Origin of the sequence: Plantibacter sp. VKM Ac-2876 (assembly GCF_015350715.1) — a bacterium.
Taxonomy (GTDB): Bacteria; Actinomycetota; Actinomycetes; order Actinomycetales; family Microbacteriaceae; genus Plantibacter; species Plantibacter auratus.
In genome coordinates this window covers 53,470-66,795 of record NZ_JADKSI010000004.1, presented here as the reverse complement: position 1 = coordinate 66,795, position 13,326 = coordinate 53,470, and the positions used below count along the sequence as shown (strand labels likewise).

The 13,326-nt window shown below is 69.9% G+C and carries 15 protein-coding genes; 11 read left to right on the top strand and 4 right to left on the bottom strand.

Annotated elements, in window-relative coordinates; all coding sequences use genetic code 11:
- Window positions 1–58: 58 nt before the first annotated feature.
- The 5 genes from ITJ62_RS16835 to ITJ62_RS16815 all read left to right on the top strand — a co-directional run bounded on the left by ITJ62_RS16835 (window position 59) and on the right by ITJ62_RS16815 (window position 4,479).
- Complete coding sequence (locus tag ITJ62_RS16835) at window positions 59–1,138, top strand: aldo/keto reductase (protein WP_194604664.1); 1,080 nt, start codon at window positions 59–61, stop codon at window positions 1,136–1,138.
- A 70-nt stretch (window positions 1,139–1,208) separates the two neighbouring features.
- Complete coding sequence (locus tag ITJ62_RS16830) at window positions 1,209–2,576, top strand: pitrilysin family protein (protein ID WP_194604660.1); 1,368 nt, start codon at window positions 1,209–1,211, stop codon at window positions 2,574–2,576.
- Entirely contained in the window at window positions 2,577–3,179 is a 603-nt protein-coding gene (locus ITJ62_RS16825) for a histidine phosphatase family protein (protein ID WP_071262315.1), read from the top strand.
- 47 nt (window positions 3,180–3,226) lie between these two features.
- Entirely contained in the window at window positions 3,227–4,045 is an 819-nt protein-coding gene (gene dapB, locus ITJ62_RS16820; protein ID WP_194604657.1) for a 4-hydroxy-tetrahydrodipicolinate reductase, read from the top strand.
- Window positions 4,046–4,056: 11 nt separating this feature from the next.
- Window positions 4,057–4,479 carry a hypothetical protein gene (locus tag ITJ62_RS16815; protein WP_194718991.1) on the top strand — a complete coding sequence of 141 codons (423 nt, stop codon included), beginning with the start codon at window positions 4,057–4,059 and terminating at the stop codon, window positions 4,477–4,479.
- A gap of 23 nt (window positions 4,480–4,502) precedes the next feature.
- On the opposite strand, the gene ITJ62_RS16810 is transcribed toward ITJ62_RS16815, so the two are convergent.
- The 4 genes from ITJ62_RS16810 to ITJ62_RS16795 all read right to left on the bottom strand — a co-directional run bounded on the left by ITJ62_RS16810 (window position 4,503) and on the right by ITJ62_RS16795 (window position 6,918).
- Window positions 4,503–5,393 carry a TIGR01777 family oxidoreductase gene (locus ITJ62_RS16810; RefSeq protein WP_194604654.1) on the bottom strand — a complete coding sequence of 297 codons (891 nt, stop codon included), beginning with the start codon at window positions 5,391–5,393 and terminating at the stop codon, window positions 4,503–4,505.
- A 39-nt stretch (window positions 5,394–5,432) separates the two neighbouring features.
- Window positions 5,433–5,858, bottom strand: a complete 426-nt coding sequence (locus ITJ62_RS16805) for an OsmC family peroxiredoxin (protein WP_064294452.1) — start codon at window positions 5,856–5,858, stop codon at window positions 5,433–5,435.
- Between the two features lie 128 nt (window positions 5,859–5,986).
- Entirely contained in the window at window positions 5,987–6,487 is a 501-nt protein-coding gene (locus ITJ62_RS16800; protein ID WP_137243238.1) for a DUF4395 domain-containing protein, read from the bottom strand.
- Window positions 6,484–6,918, bottom strand: coding sequence for a thioredoxin family protein (locus ITJ62_RS16795; protein WP_194604651.1), 435 nt, complete (start codon window positions 6,916–6,918; stop codon window positions 6,484–6,486). The genes ITJ62_RS16800 and ITJ62_RS16795 overlap by 4 nt, the downstream gene beginning before the upstream one ends.
- 108 nt (window positions 6,919–7,026) lie before the next feature.
- On the opposite strand from ITJ62_RS16795, the gene dapA reads away from it, so the two are divergent.
- The 6 genes from dapA to ITJ62_RS16765 all read left to right on the top strand — a co-directional run bounded on the left by dapA (window position 7,027) and on the right by ITJ62_RS16765 (window position 13,323).
- Window positions 7,027–8,004 carry a 4-hydroxy-tetrahydrodipicolinate synthase gene (gene dapA, locus ITJ62_RS16790; RefSeq protein WP_124769516.1) on the top strand — a complete coding sequence of 326 codons (978 nt, stop codon included), beginning with the start codon at window positions 7,027–7,029 and terminating at the stop codon, window positions 8,002–8,004.
- Between the two features lie 20 nt (window positions 8,005–8,024).
- Window positions 8,025–9,701: a ribonuclease J gene (locus ITJ62_RS16785; RefSeq protein ID WP_194604648.1), complete on the top strand. Its 1,677-nt coding sequence runs from the start codon at window positions 8,025–8,027 to the stop codon at window positions 9,699–9,701.
- A gap of 147 nt (window positions 9,702–9,848) precedes the next feature.
- Window positions 9,849–10,841 (top strand): hypothetical protein, encoded by a 993-nt coding sequence (locus ITJ62_RS16780; RefSeq protein ID WP_194604646.1) that lies wholly within the window; start codon window positions 9,849–9,851, stop codon window positions 10,839–10,841.
- A complete protein-coding gene (locus ITJ62_RS16775; protein WP_194604643.1) occupies window positions 10,838–11,542 on the top strand; it encodes an ABC transporter ATP-binding protein in 705 nt (234 codons plus the stop codon). The genes ITJ62_RS16780 and ITJ62_RS16775 overlap by 4 nt, the downstream gene beginning before the upstream one ends.
- Window positions 11,535–12,773 carry an ABC transporter permease gene (locus ITJ62_RS16770; RefSeq protein WP_138944604.1) on the top strand — a complete coding sequence of 413 codons (1,239 nt, stop codon included), beginning with the start codon at window positions 11,535–11,537 and terminating at the stop codon, window positions 12,771–12,773. Before ITJ62_RS16775 ends, ITJ62_RS16770 begins: the two co-directional genes overlap by 8 nt.
- Before the next feature lie 58 nt (window positions 12,774–12,831).
- Window positions 12,832–13,323: a GNAT family N-acetyltransferase gene (locus ITJ62_RS16765; protein ID WP_194604640.1), complete on the top strand. Its 492-nt coding sequence runs from the start codon at window positions 12,832–12,834 to the stop codon at window positions 13,321–13,323.
- The last annotated feature ends 3 nt before the right edge of the window (window positions 13,324–13,326 follow it).

The window sequence follows — 13,326 nt, the reverse complement described above, 5'->3', positions numbered from 1 at the left end:
GCACGGATCCCGACGGTGCAGCGCGTCACCGGTCGGCGGACCGAGAGAGGGGCAGGGGATGCCACACCTCTGGCGCTCGTCGAGCACCCGTGGCAGTTCTCTGGTCGGCGGAGCAGCGGACGGCGTCGACGACGACGCGAGTCGGCGTCCCGAGCAGCTCGTCCCGCACCCGTCCTTCCCGACGCCCGTCCAGGACCCTGAGCCCTCCGAGGCACCGAGGCGCACGATCGGCGACTCCGAGTTGTCGGTCTTCCCGGTCGTGCTCGGCGGCAGCGTGTTCGGGTGGACCGTCGACCCCGACACGACGTCAGACATCCTCGACCGGTTCCACGACTCCGGCGGCAACATGGTGGACACCGCCGACAGCTACGCGGGCGGACGCAGCGAGATCCTCATCGGCAACTGGATGCGGAAGCGCCGCAACCGGGACGACATGGTCGTCGCGACGAAGATCGGCCGGCACCCCGACTACCCGGGTCTCGGCTCGGTGAGCATCATCCGTGCGGTCGAGGCGGCGCTCGAACGGTTGCAGACCGACCACATCGACCTGCTGTCCTTCCACGACGACGACCCGAGCATCCCGTTGGCCGACAGCCTCGGGACGGTCGACTGGTTGATCGAGACCGGCAAGGTCCGCTACCTCGGCACCTCGAACACGACCCCTGAACGGCTGATGGAGGCACGGATCCTGTCGGCGAGCGGCTTCACCCGGTTCGTCGCGCTCGAGACGCACTACAGCCTCATGCACCGCGAGCCGTACGAGAGCACCCTCGCGCTCGTCGCGACGGCCCAGCACCTCGGTGTCCTGCCCTACTTCGCCCTCGCGAACGGCTTCCTGACGGGCCGCTACCGCACCCGTTCCGACCTCGACCCGAGCACCCGCGGCAGTCGCGCCGCGACCCATCTCCACCGCCGTGGACTGCGGGTCCTGCACGTCCTCGACGAGATCGCGGAGGAGAACCGCTGCACGGTGGCCTCGGCCGCGCTCGCCTGGGCCATGTCACGTCCCGGCGTCGTCGCGCCCATCGCGAGCGCGTCCCAGCCGGCTCACGTCGACTCGCTCATCGCGGCTGCTGACGTGCGGCTGAGCCGCGGGCAGATCCTCGAGCTCGACCGCGTCTCCGGTCGCTTGCGCTAAGTCGACCGGCGGTCGCCTGCGCACGGTCGCTCGCGCGCGACGCCCGGGAACCTGACGTATGGTTGGGGTGATGAACGCCGCCGTCGACTTTCCGCTCACTCGTCCCGAGCTCGCGTTCACCGCATCCGGGGACGCGCTCGTCCGCCGGACGGTCCTGCCCAACGGGCTGCGCATCCTGAGCGAACACATGCGGGGCAGCCGGAGCGCGACGATCGGCTACTGGGTGGCCGTCGGCTCCCGCGACGAACAACCGGCGACCACCGATCGACCGGCGACCTTCGGCTCGACGCACTTCCTGGAGCACCTCCTGTTCAAGGGCACGCCGTCGCGTTCCGCCCTCGACATCGCGGTCGCCTTCGACGCCGTCGGCGGCGAGCACAACGCGCTCACGGCCAAGGAGCACACCTGCTACTACGCCAAGGTGCGCGATCGCGACCTGCCGATGGCGGTGGACGTCATCACCGACATGCTCACCTCCTCGCTGCTCGACCCGGAGGAGTTCGAGAACGAACGCGGCGTCATCCTCGAAGAGCTCGCGATGATGGACGACGATCCAGGGGACGTCGCCAACGAACGGTTCTTCGAGCGCGTGCTCGGCGAGCACCCCCTCGGGCGTCCCATCGGCGGTCACCCGCAGTCGATCATCGAGGTCGGCCGGGACGCCGTCGTGGCGCACTACCGAGCCAACTACCGCGCGAACGACGTCATCGTGACGGCGGCCGGCGCGGTCGACCACGACGCGCTCGTCGCCCAGGTGTCCGAGGCGCTCGTGCATGCGGGCTGGCCGGCGGACGCGGTGGCCGCACCGGTCGCGCGTCGGACGCTCGCTCCTGCTGCCATCGTCGGCGGCTCGCCGCTCTCGGTCGTACACCGGCCCACCGAGCAGGTCCACCTGCAGATCGGCGGAGCGGGCCTCATCGCGGGCGATGAGCGACGATTCGCCATGAGCATGCTCAACTCCATCCTCGGTGGCGGCATGTCCAGCCGCCTGTTCCAGGAGATCCGCGAACGGCGCGGGCTCGCCTACTCGGTGTACTCGTTCGCCGGCAGCTACTCGGACGCCGGCGTCTTCGGCCTCGCTGCCGCCTGCTCCACGGCGAAGGCGGCGACCGTCGCCGAGCTCATGCTCGCCGAACTCCACCGGCTCGCCGAGCACGGCGTGACGGACGAGGAGTTGTCGCGCGCGCTCGGCCAGCTGAGTGGCGCCTCGGCGCTCGCGCTGGAGGATTCGGACTCGCGGATGAGCCGCCTCGGTCGAGCGGAGCTGACCCTCGGCGAGTTCATCGACCTCGACGAGAGCATCCGTCGCCTGCAGTCCGTCGGTCAGGACGACGTCCAGCAGCTCGCGCAGCACCTCGCCGCGCAGCCCATCACGGTGTCGGCGGTCGGAGCCGTCGACGAGGACACCTTCGCTCCGATCATCGCGGGGGTGCGTTGAATGTCCCATTACCTGTATCTCGTCAGACACGGCGAGCAGCAACACGCTGAGCACGGCTTGCCCGACGGACCACTGTCGGCCCGCGGTCGGCGTCAGGCACAGCTGCTCGCGGAGCGCCTCGGTGGTGTCCCGATGACCGCGGCGTGGCACTCGCCGTTGCAGCGTGCCGCGGAGACCGCCCAGATCATCGCCGAGCGGATGCCGGCCGTCACACCGGAGCCGTCGTCGCTGCTCTTCGACTGCGTCCCGAGCGGTCGCACACCGGAGACGCCGTCGGCGTTCGACCCCTTCTTCGGCTCGATCACCGAGGCGGAGATCGAGGCGGGCGAAGCGCAGATGGCCGACGCCGCCGCCGAGTTCCTCTCGCCGAAGCGCGGTGACCACCACGAGCTGCTCATCACGCACAACTTCGTCATCGGGTGGCTCGTCCGCGAAGCGCTTCAGGCGCCCGCATGGCGCTGGGTGAGCATCAACCAGGCCAACGGCGGACTGACGGTGCTGCACCAGCGCGCTGGGCGTCCGTGGAGCCTCATCACCCACAACGACCTCGCGCACCTCCCCATGGAGCTCCGCACGGGTCTTCCCGAGCCGCACATCGTCTAGCCGGGCGGCCCGCCTCCTCCCGGACGGGCAGCACGTAAGCTGAGGGCATGACGACACGAGTGGCGCTGGCCGGCGCGAGCGGCAAGATGGGCCGACTGTTCACCAGCATCATCGGTTCACTCGACGACTTCGAGCTGGTCGCGTCGCTCGGTTCGTCGAGCGAGCTGAGCGAGATGGACGGGGCGGACCTCGTCGTCGACGTCACGGTCCCGGGTGTCAGCCAGCGGATCGTCGACCACGCCGTCGCTCAGGGCATCAACGTGCTCGTCGGGACGAGCGGTTGGTCGGCCGAGCGTATCCAGCGACTCGACCGTCGGCTCGCTGAGCTGCCCGAGCAGGGCGTCGTCATCATCCCCAACTTCTCGCTGGGGTCCGTCCTGTCGACGAGTCTCGCGACCGTCGCGGCCCGCTTCTTCGACTCGATCGAGATCATCGAGTCCCACCGCGACACGAAGGTGGACTCGCCCTCCGGGACCGCCGTGCGCACCGCCGAGCTGATGATGGCCGCGCGTGGCGACCGTGGGCCGGTCGCCGCCCCGCACACCGACCAGCGGGCGAGGGGACAGCAGGTCTCGAGCATCCCGATCCACAGCCTGCGGCTCCAGGGCGTCGTCGCCCGCCAGGAGGTCGTGTTCGGTGGCGTCGACGAACTCGTCACGATCACGCACGACACGATCTCGCCCGCGTCCTACGAGCGGGGCATCCGGCTCGCCCTCGTCGCCGCACGCGACGCCCGCGGGGTCACCGTCGGTCTCGACAGTCTGCTCGACCTCGGACTCGATCGCCCAGGGCCGGCGGGTCGGCGGGCCGCCCAAGGGGCGCCCGAGCACGTCTCCGGCCAAGCCGCGGCGGCCAGCGCCCTGTGAAGACCCGCGTCATGGTCGCGATCATCGCGGCCCTGCTCGTCCTCTACATCGTCCTCGTCGGGTACCGTGCCGTCGTCCTCCTCGGCACGGGCGAGCCTGTCGGCATCGCCATGGGTGCGGCGCTCATCGTCCTGCCGATCCTCGGCGTCTGGGCGCTCTGGCGCGAGATCGCCTTCGGGCTGGGCGCCGAGCGACTCGGAGTCCGCCTCGAGGCCGAGGGCGGCCTTCCGCCCGAGCAGGTCGAGACCCGCGAGAGCGGCCGGCCGATGCGTGATGCCGCAGACGAGCTGTTCCCGAAGTACCGCGACGCGGCCGAGGCCGCTCCCGACGACTGGCGATCCTGGTACCGCCTCGGACTCGTCTACGACGGTGCCGGAGACCGCCGCCGCGCACGGCAGGCCATCCGACAGGCGATCCGGCTCTCGCGGAGCTGACCGGAGCGGCGGCGTCCCGTCGTTCAGTCGCGGGCGAGTGCTTCGGCCAACGCCTGCTCGACGGTCGGCGTGCTGAACGTGAAGCCGTCGTCCAGGAGCCGACGAGGTTCGACGCGCTGATCGCTCAGCAGCAGTCCGTCGGCGGCGTCGCCGAGGAGCGCCTTGAGGGCGAACTTCGGGACGCGGAGCAGATAGGGCCGGTTCATCCGTCTGGCGAGCTCGAACATGAGGTCGTCGGCGCGGGCGGCCTGCGGACCGCACAGGTTCACCGGTCCGGAGAGCGTCGAGGTCAGGAGGTGGGTGATCGCCCGGACCTCGTCCTGCAGCCCGATCCACGGCCAGAACTGGCGGCCCGAACCGAGCGGCCCGGCGACCCCGAACCGGGTGAGCGGTGCCAGCGGCCTGAGCACGCCTGCCAGGTCGACGACGATGCCGTTGCGGAGCAGCACGGTGCGGACGGCGTCGGGCGCCGCGAGCGCGGAGTCCTCCCAGGCGACGACGACGTCGGCGAGGAATCCGGCCCCTCTGGAGGAGTCCTCGGTGAGGGTCTCTCCGGGACGGTCGCCGTAGTACCCGACCGCCGACCCGCTGAGGAAGGCCGCCGGTGGCTGGTCGGCCCGGTTCATGGCGTCGACGAGTGTCCGGGTCGCGCTGAGTCGTGACCAGAGGATCGTGGAGCGGTAGGCCGCCGTCCACGGCAGCTTGCCGAGGGAGGCGCCGGAGAGGTTGACGACCGCGTCGGCGCCGCTCACGACCGCCGGATCCAGCACGCCTGCCAGTGGATCCCACTCCGCTTCTCCGGCACCGCGCGCCGGCCGCCGAACGAGCCTGACGACGTCGTGGCCGCCGGTCTCGAGGGAGCGCCCGAGCGCCGTTCCGATGAGCCCGGAGGCTCCGCCGATCACGATGCGCATGCGCGCCGCCTTCCTGCTCGTGCTGCTGGACGGTGGTGGTTACGCGAGGCTGGCTTCGAGGGTGATCGGGATGCCGGCGAGCGCCTGCGAGACCGGGCAGCCGTCCTTCGCCGCCGTGGCGATGCGCTCGAAGTCGGCCTCGGAGATGCCGGGCACGACCGCGCTGACGAGCAGGTGGCTGCCGGTGATGCCGGTGCCGGGGGTGAAGGAGACCGCTGCGGTCGCCTGGATGCGCTCCGGCGGGAATCCGGCGCTCGTGAGTTCGTTGGCGAACGCCATCGAATAGCAGGAGGCGTGAGCAGCCCCGAGCAGTTCCTCGGGGGTCGTCGTCGTGTTGGAGCCCTCCGAGCGTGCCTTCCAGTCGACGGCGAACTCGGCCGCCTCGGAGGTGTCGAGGCTCGTGTGCCCGGATCCCTCGAAGAGCGTGCCGTTCCAGACCGTCGTGGCTTCGCTTGTTACCGCCATGGTGCAACCTCCGTCGTCGGGCCGTGCAGGAGCGCATCGGCGCTGGTGTTCGTGGGGTCAGCCTAACCGGATCGACCTGGACGGTCACCCCGTCGACAAACGGTGTCGACAGGTGCTTCAGACCACCGTCACGCTTGTCGTCCGATGACGCGGGCGCGGAGGAGGAGCACATACAGGCGGCAGCCGAGGCAGAACCCGAACGCCGCGTTGAGGAAGGCGGCGACGAACGCGGCACCGGCGGAGACGGCGAGGGATCCCGGCAACCCGACGAGGTGCAGCACGAGTCCGATCGCGACCACCACGAGCCCGACGCCCTGCGCGAAGGTCGGTGGTTCAGGTGCCTCGAGTTCGACGGGCGGGCCGAGCCTCGGGCGGATGAGGCGTCGGAACACGACGCCGTACGGGTGGCGTCGGATCCCGGCGAACGCGCCCCACGCGAACAGGGCTGCGATGACGACGAGGAGGACGAAGGCCGGTTGGCCGGCCCGCGCGGGCAGCGTGTCGGCGAGCGGCGCCGTCAGCGCGAGGAAGACGGCGACGAGGAGGAGCACGGCGGTCACGGTCGCGCCGAACCGCGGGCTGCGCGGGTCGATGCCGGTCGGCTGTGCTGCTGGAGGGTTCGAGGTCATGCTGGTCTCCCGAGGACGGATCGGAGCTCGCCGGCGAGCACCGCACGGCGTGCGGCCCCGGAGAACCGACCGCGCACGATCCCGGCGCGGTCGAGGAGGAGGACGGTGGGCGTCTGCAGGACGGAGAAGCGGTCCGCGAGGTCGGGACGGTGGGTCAGGTCGATGTCGAGGACGCCCACGCCCGGCTCTCCGTCGGCCAGCTCGTGCAGCAGTCGTCTGGTCCCGGGGCACTGCGCACAGAACTCGGTGCTGAACTGCACCAGGGTGGCCGATCGGCCGAGCGGAGTGGTCGTCCCGAGTGCCGCCGACGAGAGGCGGTCCCCGTCGGCGCGGTGCGACGCACGCCCGCTCCGTGCACGCACGACCAGACCCACCGCCGTCGTGGACAGGACGAGGACGAGGATCAGCGAGAGGGCGGGCAGCGGGGACATGGTGTCCGTCAGCATAGGTTCCGGGTGCCGGTCCCTGAGCCAGTGTGACGCGAGGTGACGGCCGCGCGGATGGTGACCCGCAAGAGGGAAACCCGATAGCCTGAGAGGGTGTCGCGTGCAGAGAACCCCTTCGGTCAAGTCCTCGTCGCCCTGGTGACGCCGTTCACCGCCGACGGCGAGGTCGACTGGAAGGCCGTCGAGCGACACATCGACGACGTCGTGACCGCGGGGGCCGACGGCATCGTCGTCACCGGCACCACGGGTGAGACCTCGACGCTGACGGACCCGGAGAAGGTCAAGCTCGTCGAGGTCGGCAAGGCCGTCGCGGGCGGGCGCGCGAAGATCATCACCGGTGGTGGCTCCAACGAGACCGCCCACGCGATCGAGCTCGCGAAGAAGAGCGAGCAGGCGGGCGCCGACGGCAACATGATCGTCACCCCGTACTACAACAAGCCCACCCAGGCCGGCGTGCTCACCCACTTCCGCATGATCGCCGACTCCACGGATCTGCCGGTCATCCTCTACGACATCCCGGGGCGAACCGGCATCCCCATCACCTACGAGACGATCCTGCGTGCGGCCAAGCACCCGAACATCCTCGCGGTGAAGGACGCCAAGGGCGACCTCAGCGAGGTGAGCCGGGTCATGAACCAGACGGACCTCATGTACTTCGCGGGCGACGACGCCAACGCACTGCCGACGCTCGCCATCGGCGGCACCGGCCTCATCGGCGTCACGGCCAACATCGCGCCGACGCCCTACCGACACATGGTCGACGCGGTGAACTCCGGCGACCTCGCCGCGGCGACCGCCGCGCACCGGCAGCTCGAGCCGCTCGTGCGCGCGGTCATGACCCACGTCCCCGGCACTGTCGCCGCCAAATACATCTTGCACGGCCTCGGCCGGATCCAGAGCCCGCGGGTACGTCTTCCGCTGGTCGGTCCGGAGGAGTGGGAGGCCGCGCAGATCGAGGATGAGATCGACCTGGTGAAGGACATCCCAGGCGTCGACTTCCGCAACTTCCGGCCAGACCGCAACGCCGCCGCCGGTGGCGCGCTGCCCAAGGTCGCCGGTACGACTCGCTAGACAAACCAGAGGGGGGCTACATGCCCAATGCCATCATCGATCCGCCAGTCCTCGAGCCGGGGACGCTCCGCGTCATCCCCATCGGAGGACTCGGCGAGATCGGCAGGAACATGACCTGCTTCGAGATCGACGGCAAGATCCTGATCGTCGACTGCGGTGTGCTCTTCCCCGAAGAGCACCAGCCGGGCGTCGACCTGATCCTGCCCGACTTCACCTCCATCAAGGACCGGCTCGACGACATCGTCGGCGTCGTGCTCACGCACGGTCACGAGGACCACATCGGCGCCGTTCCGTACCTTCTGAAGCTCCGCAAGGACATCCCGCTGATCGGTTCCGGCCTGACGCTCGCGCTCATCGAGGCGAAGCTCAAGGAGCACCGCATCGTCCCCTACACCCTGCCGGTGAAGGAGGGCCAGATCGAGGCACTGGGGCCGTTCGACCTCGAGTTCGTCGCGGTCAACCACTCGATCCCGGACGCGCTCGCGGTGTTCATCGACACCGACGCCGGCACCGTCCTCGTGACCGGTGACTTCAAGATGGACCAGCTGCCGCTCGACGGCCGCCTGACGGACCTCCGCGCCTTCGCCCGCCTCGGTGAAGAAGGCGTCGACCTGTTCCTCGTCGACTCGACGAACGCCGACGTGCCGGGATTCACGCCGCTCGAGCGGTCCATCGGGCCGGTCCTCGACCAGGTCATCGCGAAGTCCGAGCGCCGCGTCATCGTCGCGAGCTTCTCGAGTCACGTGCACCGCGTCCAGCAGGTCCTCGACGCGGCTCACGCCCACGGCCGCCGGGTCGCGTTCCTCGGTCGTTCCATGGTGCGCAACATGGGTATCGCAGCCGACCTCGGGTACCTGAACGTCCCCGAGGGCCTGCTCATCGACTACAAGAAGGCGAAGGACCTCCCCGAGGACAAGATCGTCTACATGTCGACCGGGTCACAGGGCGAGCCGATGGCCGTCCTCAGTCGGATGGCGAACCTCGACCACGCGATCGAGCCGGGCCCGGGCGACACCGTCATCCTCGCCTCGAGCCTCATCCCGGGCAACGAGAACGCGGTCTACCGGGTCATCGACGGCCTGACGAAGCTCGGCGCCACCGTCGTCCACAAGGGCAACGCGAAGGTCCACGTCTCCGGTCACGCGGCCGCCGGTGAGCTGCTCTACTGCTACAACATCCTCCAGCCGAAGAACGTGCTCCCGGTGCACGGCGAGTACCGTCACCTCGTCGCGAACCAGAAGCTCGCGATCGACAGCGGTGTCCCAGCGCAGAACACCTTCATCGGCGAGGACGGCATCGTCATCGACCTGAAGGACGGCGTCGCGAAGGTCGTCGGCCAGCTCGATGTCGGGCTCGTCTACGTCGACGGCTCGACCGTCGGCGAGATCACCGATGCCGACCTCAAGGACCGTCGCATCCTGGCGGAGGAGGGCTTCATCTCGGTCATCGTCGTCGTCGACTCGAAGACCGGGCACATCATCTCCGGCCCCGAGGTGCACGCGAAGGGCTTCGCCGAGGACGACAAGGTCTTCGCCGACGTCAAGCCGAAGGTCGCCAAGGCACTCGCCGAGGCGGCGGAGAACGGCGTCCGAGACACGCACGCGCTGTCGCAGGTGATCCGTCGGACCGTCGGCCGCTGGGTCAACACGTCCTTCCGTCGCCGCCCGATGATCGTCCCGCTCGTCATCGAGGCCTGATCACCGGTCGGGTCCGCTCGGTCCCACCCGCCAGAAGGCGGTCGAACATCATTCGCGAGGGTGATGTCCGGCCGCCTTCCGCGTTGCTACCTTGGAATCCCCTATGGCCGCTCGTCACTCCGACTGCGGTGGATTCCGGAGGTCGGCGTGGGCATTGTCCGCACCTGGGTGTTCCCCATTCTGAAACTGCTCGTCTTCGCCGCGATCGCGGTGGCGCTCGTGAAGGTCGCGTTCTTCCCGGACGCACCGCAGGAGGAGGGGCCGACGCAGCCGACCGGGAGCCTCGTGGAACCACAGGTCCAGGCGGCGCTCGGCACCGTGGTCAACACCGTCTCGGTGGAGGGCCAGGTCGTCGCCGACCCGGCCAGCACGGCGAAGTCGACCGTCGCCGGCACCGTCGACGAGGTGTTCGCCGCCAAGGGGGCCGTCCTCGCGGAGGGTGATCCCATCCTCGACGTCAAGACGATCGACGAGGAGGGCAAGGAGCGGTTCGTGCAGGTGACCGCGCCGGTCGCGGGCACCCTCGGCAACGTCAAGCTCATCCACGGGCAGTCCGTCCAGATCGGCGACGCGGTGGCGCAGGTGTCGCCGGCCACGTTCTCCATCACCGGGGCGTTGAGCGCCGACAAGCAGTACCGCCTGCTCACCATCCCCGGCGAGGCGACGGTCACCATCAACGGCGGCCCGGCCCCGTTCGTCTGTCCGGCGGTCCGCGTCACGACACCGTCGAGCGGTGGCGACGAGGAGGAGCCGACGACGGGCGGTGGAACCGGGCAGACACCCGGTGCCGGCGGAACCTCCGTCACCTGCGCAGTGCCCGGCGACGTCCGGGTCTTCGCCGGACTCGCCGCGACGATCGAACTCGCTGGCGGCGTCGCCGAGAACGTCCTCGTGCTCCCGACGACCGCGGTCAAGGGCTCGGCCGGAACCGGGACCGTCTGGGTGGTGGGCGCCGACGGTGCGCAGGAGGAACGGCCGGTCACGCTCGGACTGAACGACGGACAGCAGGTGCAGATCGTCGACGGTGTCGCCGAAGGCGACTCGGTGCTCCAGTTCGTCCCTGGCGCCGTCGCACCGGCGCCCGAGGGGTGCACCACGCTTCCTGACGGCAGCATGGCTTGCGACGGGTCGGTCGGGTGACGCTCCTCGAACTCCGCGGAGTCACCAGGGTCGTCCAGATCCCCGATGCGCCGCCGCTGACGATCCTCGACGGTGTCGACCTCGAGGTGAACGAGGGCGATCGCGTTTCCATCGTCGGCCGATCGGGTTCGGGCAAGTCGACGCTCCTGAACCTCCTCGGCCTGCTCGACAAGCCGACCTCCGGGTCGCTCGTCTTCGACGGACGACCGGCGGAACGCCTCGGCTCCGGTGCGCGAGACCGACTGCGTGGCGCCCAGATCGGCTTCGTCTTCCAACAGTTCAACCTCCTGCCGGGACGGACCGCGCTCGAGAACGTGACGACGCCGCTCCTCTACGCCAGCGGACGCTCGTTCTGGCGCCGCCGGGAGATCGCCGCCGCGATGCTCGAACGCGTCGGACTCGGCGACCGCCTCGACGCGATGCCGACGAAACTGTCCGGCGGCGAGCAGCAGCGCGTCGCCATCGCACGGTCGTTGGTCCGCGGGCCACGGCTCATCCTCGCGGACGAGCCGACCGGCGCTCTCGACGTCGAGACCGGCACCTCCGTCATGTCCCTGCTCGACGAGGTGGCGAGCTCCACGGGTGCCGCCCTCGTGACGATCACCCACGACCGGGCGATCGCCCGACTCGCGACGACCCACCACCGGCTCGACCACGGCGTGCTCACCCCCGATCACGAACTGGAGGCCGCGGATGTCTAGGATCCTGACCTCGATCGTCGGAGCGGTCGTCGAGGCCGCCCAGGAGCTGCGGATCCATCGTGGCCGGGTCATCCTGTCGCTCATCGGCGTCGGCGTCGCGGTGTGCGCCCTCACGAGCATGGTCGGCATGTCGTCGCTCGCGGCGCAGGCCCAGACCGAGTCGCAGGAACGCTACGGTGGCCGACCCGCCACGCTCATGGCGTCGGCCTACGGCACCGGAACGGAGCAACCCGACCCGGAGACCTACATCACGGCGGTGCACGACCTCGCCGAGCGGTACGGCATCGGGTACGTCTCGCAATCCGGCAGCACTCAGCTCAACGTGCAGTTCGCCGATGGGACGGTGGCGGTGCCGGCGACCGTCGTCGACGTCCCGTACGGCGAGATGCACCGCATCAGGCTCGACGAGGGCACCTGGTTCCAGGAGGACGACGGCGACCGCCTCGCACCCGCGATCGTCGTGAACCCGGCGTTCTGGCAGCGCCTCGGGTCGCCGCCCATCGAGGCGCACCCGACGGTCACGGTCCACGGTGAACACCCGGTCACGGCCGTGATCGTCGGGGTGTATGCGAGCAACGAGTGGGACACCGAACCGCAGCTGTCGATCCTGCCCGCGGGGACGGCGCTCATCGGTCCGGTGGCCGGCGCCGAGGAGGGCATGGGCCAGCCCGGTCAGCTGCCGCAGTTCGAGTTCTGGGTCCCGAACGCGGACGCCGAGGCCTTCACCCAGCGGATCCAGTCCGACCTGCGTGCCGAACTCGGTGACGCGTACAGCGTCGACGTGTTCCGCAACGATTTCGGCCAGACGGGGGAGGACCCGCTCCTGTCGTTGAAGCTCGTGGTCGGTGCCGTCGCCGGACTCATCCTCCTGCTCGGGGCCCTCGGGCTGATCAACCTCTCGCTCGTCACCGTCCGCCAGCGGATCCGCGAGATCGGGATCCGACGCAGTTTCGGGGCGACCGCGCCGCGGGTGTTCTTCGCCGTGATGATGGAGAGTGTCGTCGCCACCTTCGTCGCCGGGGTCATCGGTGTCATGCTCGCCGTCGCCGTCGTGAAGAGTCCGATCGTCGAGCAGTTCATCGGTCAGGGGCTCGTGACGGACTTCCCGCCGTTCCCCATCGAGGCGGCGGTCCTCGGGCTGGTCAGCGCCACGGCCGTCGGGGCGATCGCCGGGCTCCTCCCGGCGCTCGTCGCCGTCCGCGTGAAGGTGATCGACGCCATCCGGTACTGAGCGCCGGCGACCCCTCACACGTCATCTGCTCGAAACACCGTTGGCGTACCATCCGTCCATGGCGGTCTACTCGATCCGCGAAGCCGCGGTGGCTGATGTGCGCGTCCTCACCGACATGATGGTCGAGGCGGCGAACTGGAACGCCGTCGCGCCCCGTCCCCGGTCCGCCGTCCTCGCCGATGCGCAGCACACCCGGTATGTGCAGGGCTGGCGTCGCCCCGGCGACGCCGGGGTCGTCGCCGTCGGGCAGGACGGTGCGCCCGTCGGGGCGTGCTGGTATCGACTCTTCCCGTCCGATGCACCCGGGTTCGGGTACGTGGCGGGCGGTGTCCCCGAACTCATCCTGGGGGTCAGTCCGATCCACCGCGCACAGGGCGTCGGACGGCAGCTGCTCCGCGCGACCGTGCAGCTCGCCAGAGCGGCCGGGTACCAGCGCATCAGCCTGAGCGTGGAGCGGGCGAACCACGCCGTCTCGCTGTACCGCACCGAGGGGTTCGCGACCGTGGATCGGCGGGGGACCCGCGACACGATGGTCCTGAATCTGCGCTGACCG

Excerpts from the sequence above, each read along its gene's own strand:
- ITJ62_RS16835 (WP_194604664.1), top strand. The coding sequence starts at position 59 with ATGCCACACCTCTGGCGCTCGTCGAGCACCCGTGGCAGTTCTCTGGTC.
- ITJ62_RS16830 (WP_194604660.1), top strand. The coding sequence starts at position 1,209 with ATGAACGCCGCCGTCGACTTTCCGCTCACTCGTCCCGAGCTCGCGTTC.
- ITJ62_RS16825 (WP_071262315.1), top strand. The coding sequence starts at position 2,577 with ATGTCCCATTACCTGTATCTCGTCAGACACGGCGAGCAGCAACACGCT.
- dapB (WP_194604657.1), top strand. The coding sequence starts at position 3,227 with ATGACGACACGAGTGGCGCTGGCCGGCGCGAGCGGCAAGATGGGCCGA.
- ITJ62_RS16815 (WP_194718991.1), top strand. The coding sequence starts at position 4,057 with ATGGTCGCGATCATCGCGGCCCTGCTCGTCCTCTACATCGTCCTCGTC.
- ITJ62_RS16810 (WP_194604654.1), bottom strand. The coding sequence starts at position 5,393 with ATGCGCATCGTGATCGGCGGAGCCTCCGGGCTCATCGGAACGGCGCTC.
- ITJ62_RS16805 (WP_064294452.1), bottom strand. The coding sequence starts at position 5,858 with ATGGCGGTAACAAGCGAAGCCACGACGGTCTGGAACGGCACGCTCTTC.
- ITJ62_RS16800 (WP_137243238.1), bottom strand. The coding sequence starts at position 6,487 with ATGACCTCGAACCCTCCAGCAGCACAGCCGACCGGCATCGACCCGCGC.
- ITJ62_RS16795 (WP_194604651.1), bottom strand. The coding sequence starts at position 6,918 with ATGTCCCCGCTGCCCGCCCTCTCGCTGATCCTCGTCCTCGTCCTGTCC.
- ITJ62_RS16785 (WP_194604648.1), top strand. The coding sequence starts at position 8,025 with ATGCCCAATGCCATCATCGATCCGCCAGTCCTCGAGCCGGGGACGCTC.
- ITJ62_RS16770 (WP_138944604.1), top strand. The coding sequence starts at position 11,535 with ATGTCTAGGATCCTGACCTCGATCGTCGGAGCGGTCGTCGAGGCCGCC.
- ITJ62_RS16765 (WP_194604640.1), top strand. The coding sequence starts at position 12,832 with ATGGCGGTCTACTCGATCCGCGAAGCCGCGGTGGCTGATGTGCGCGTC.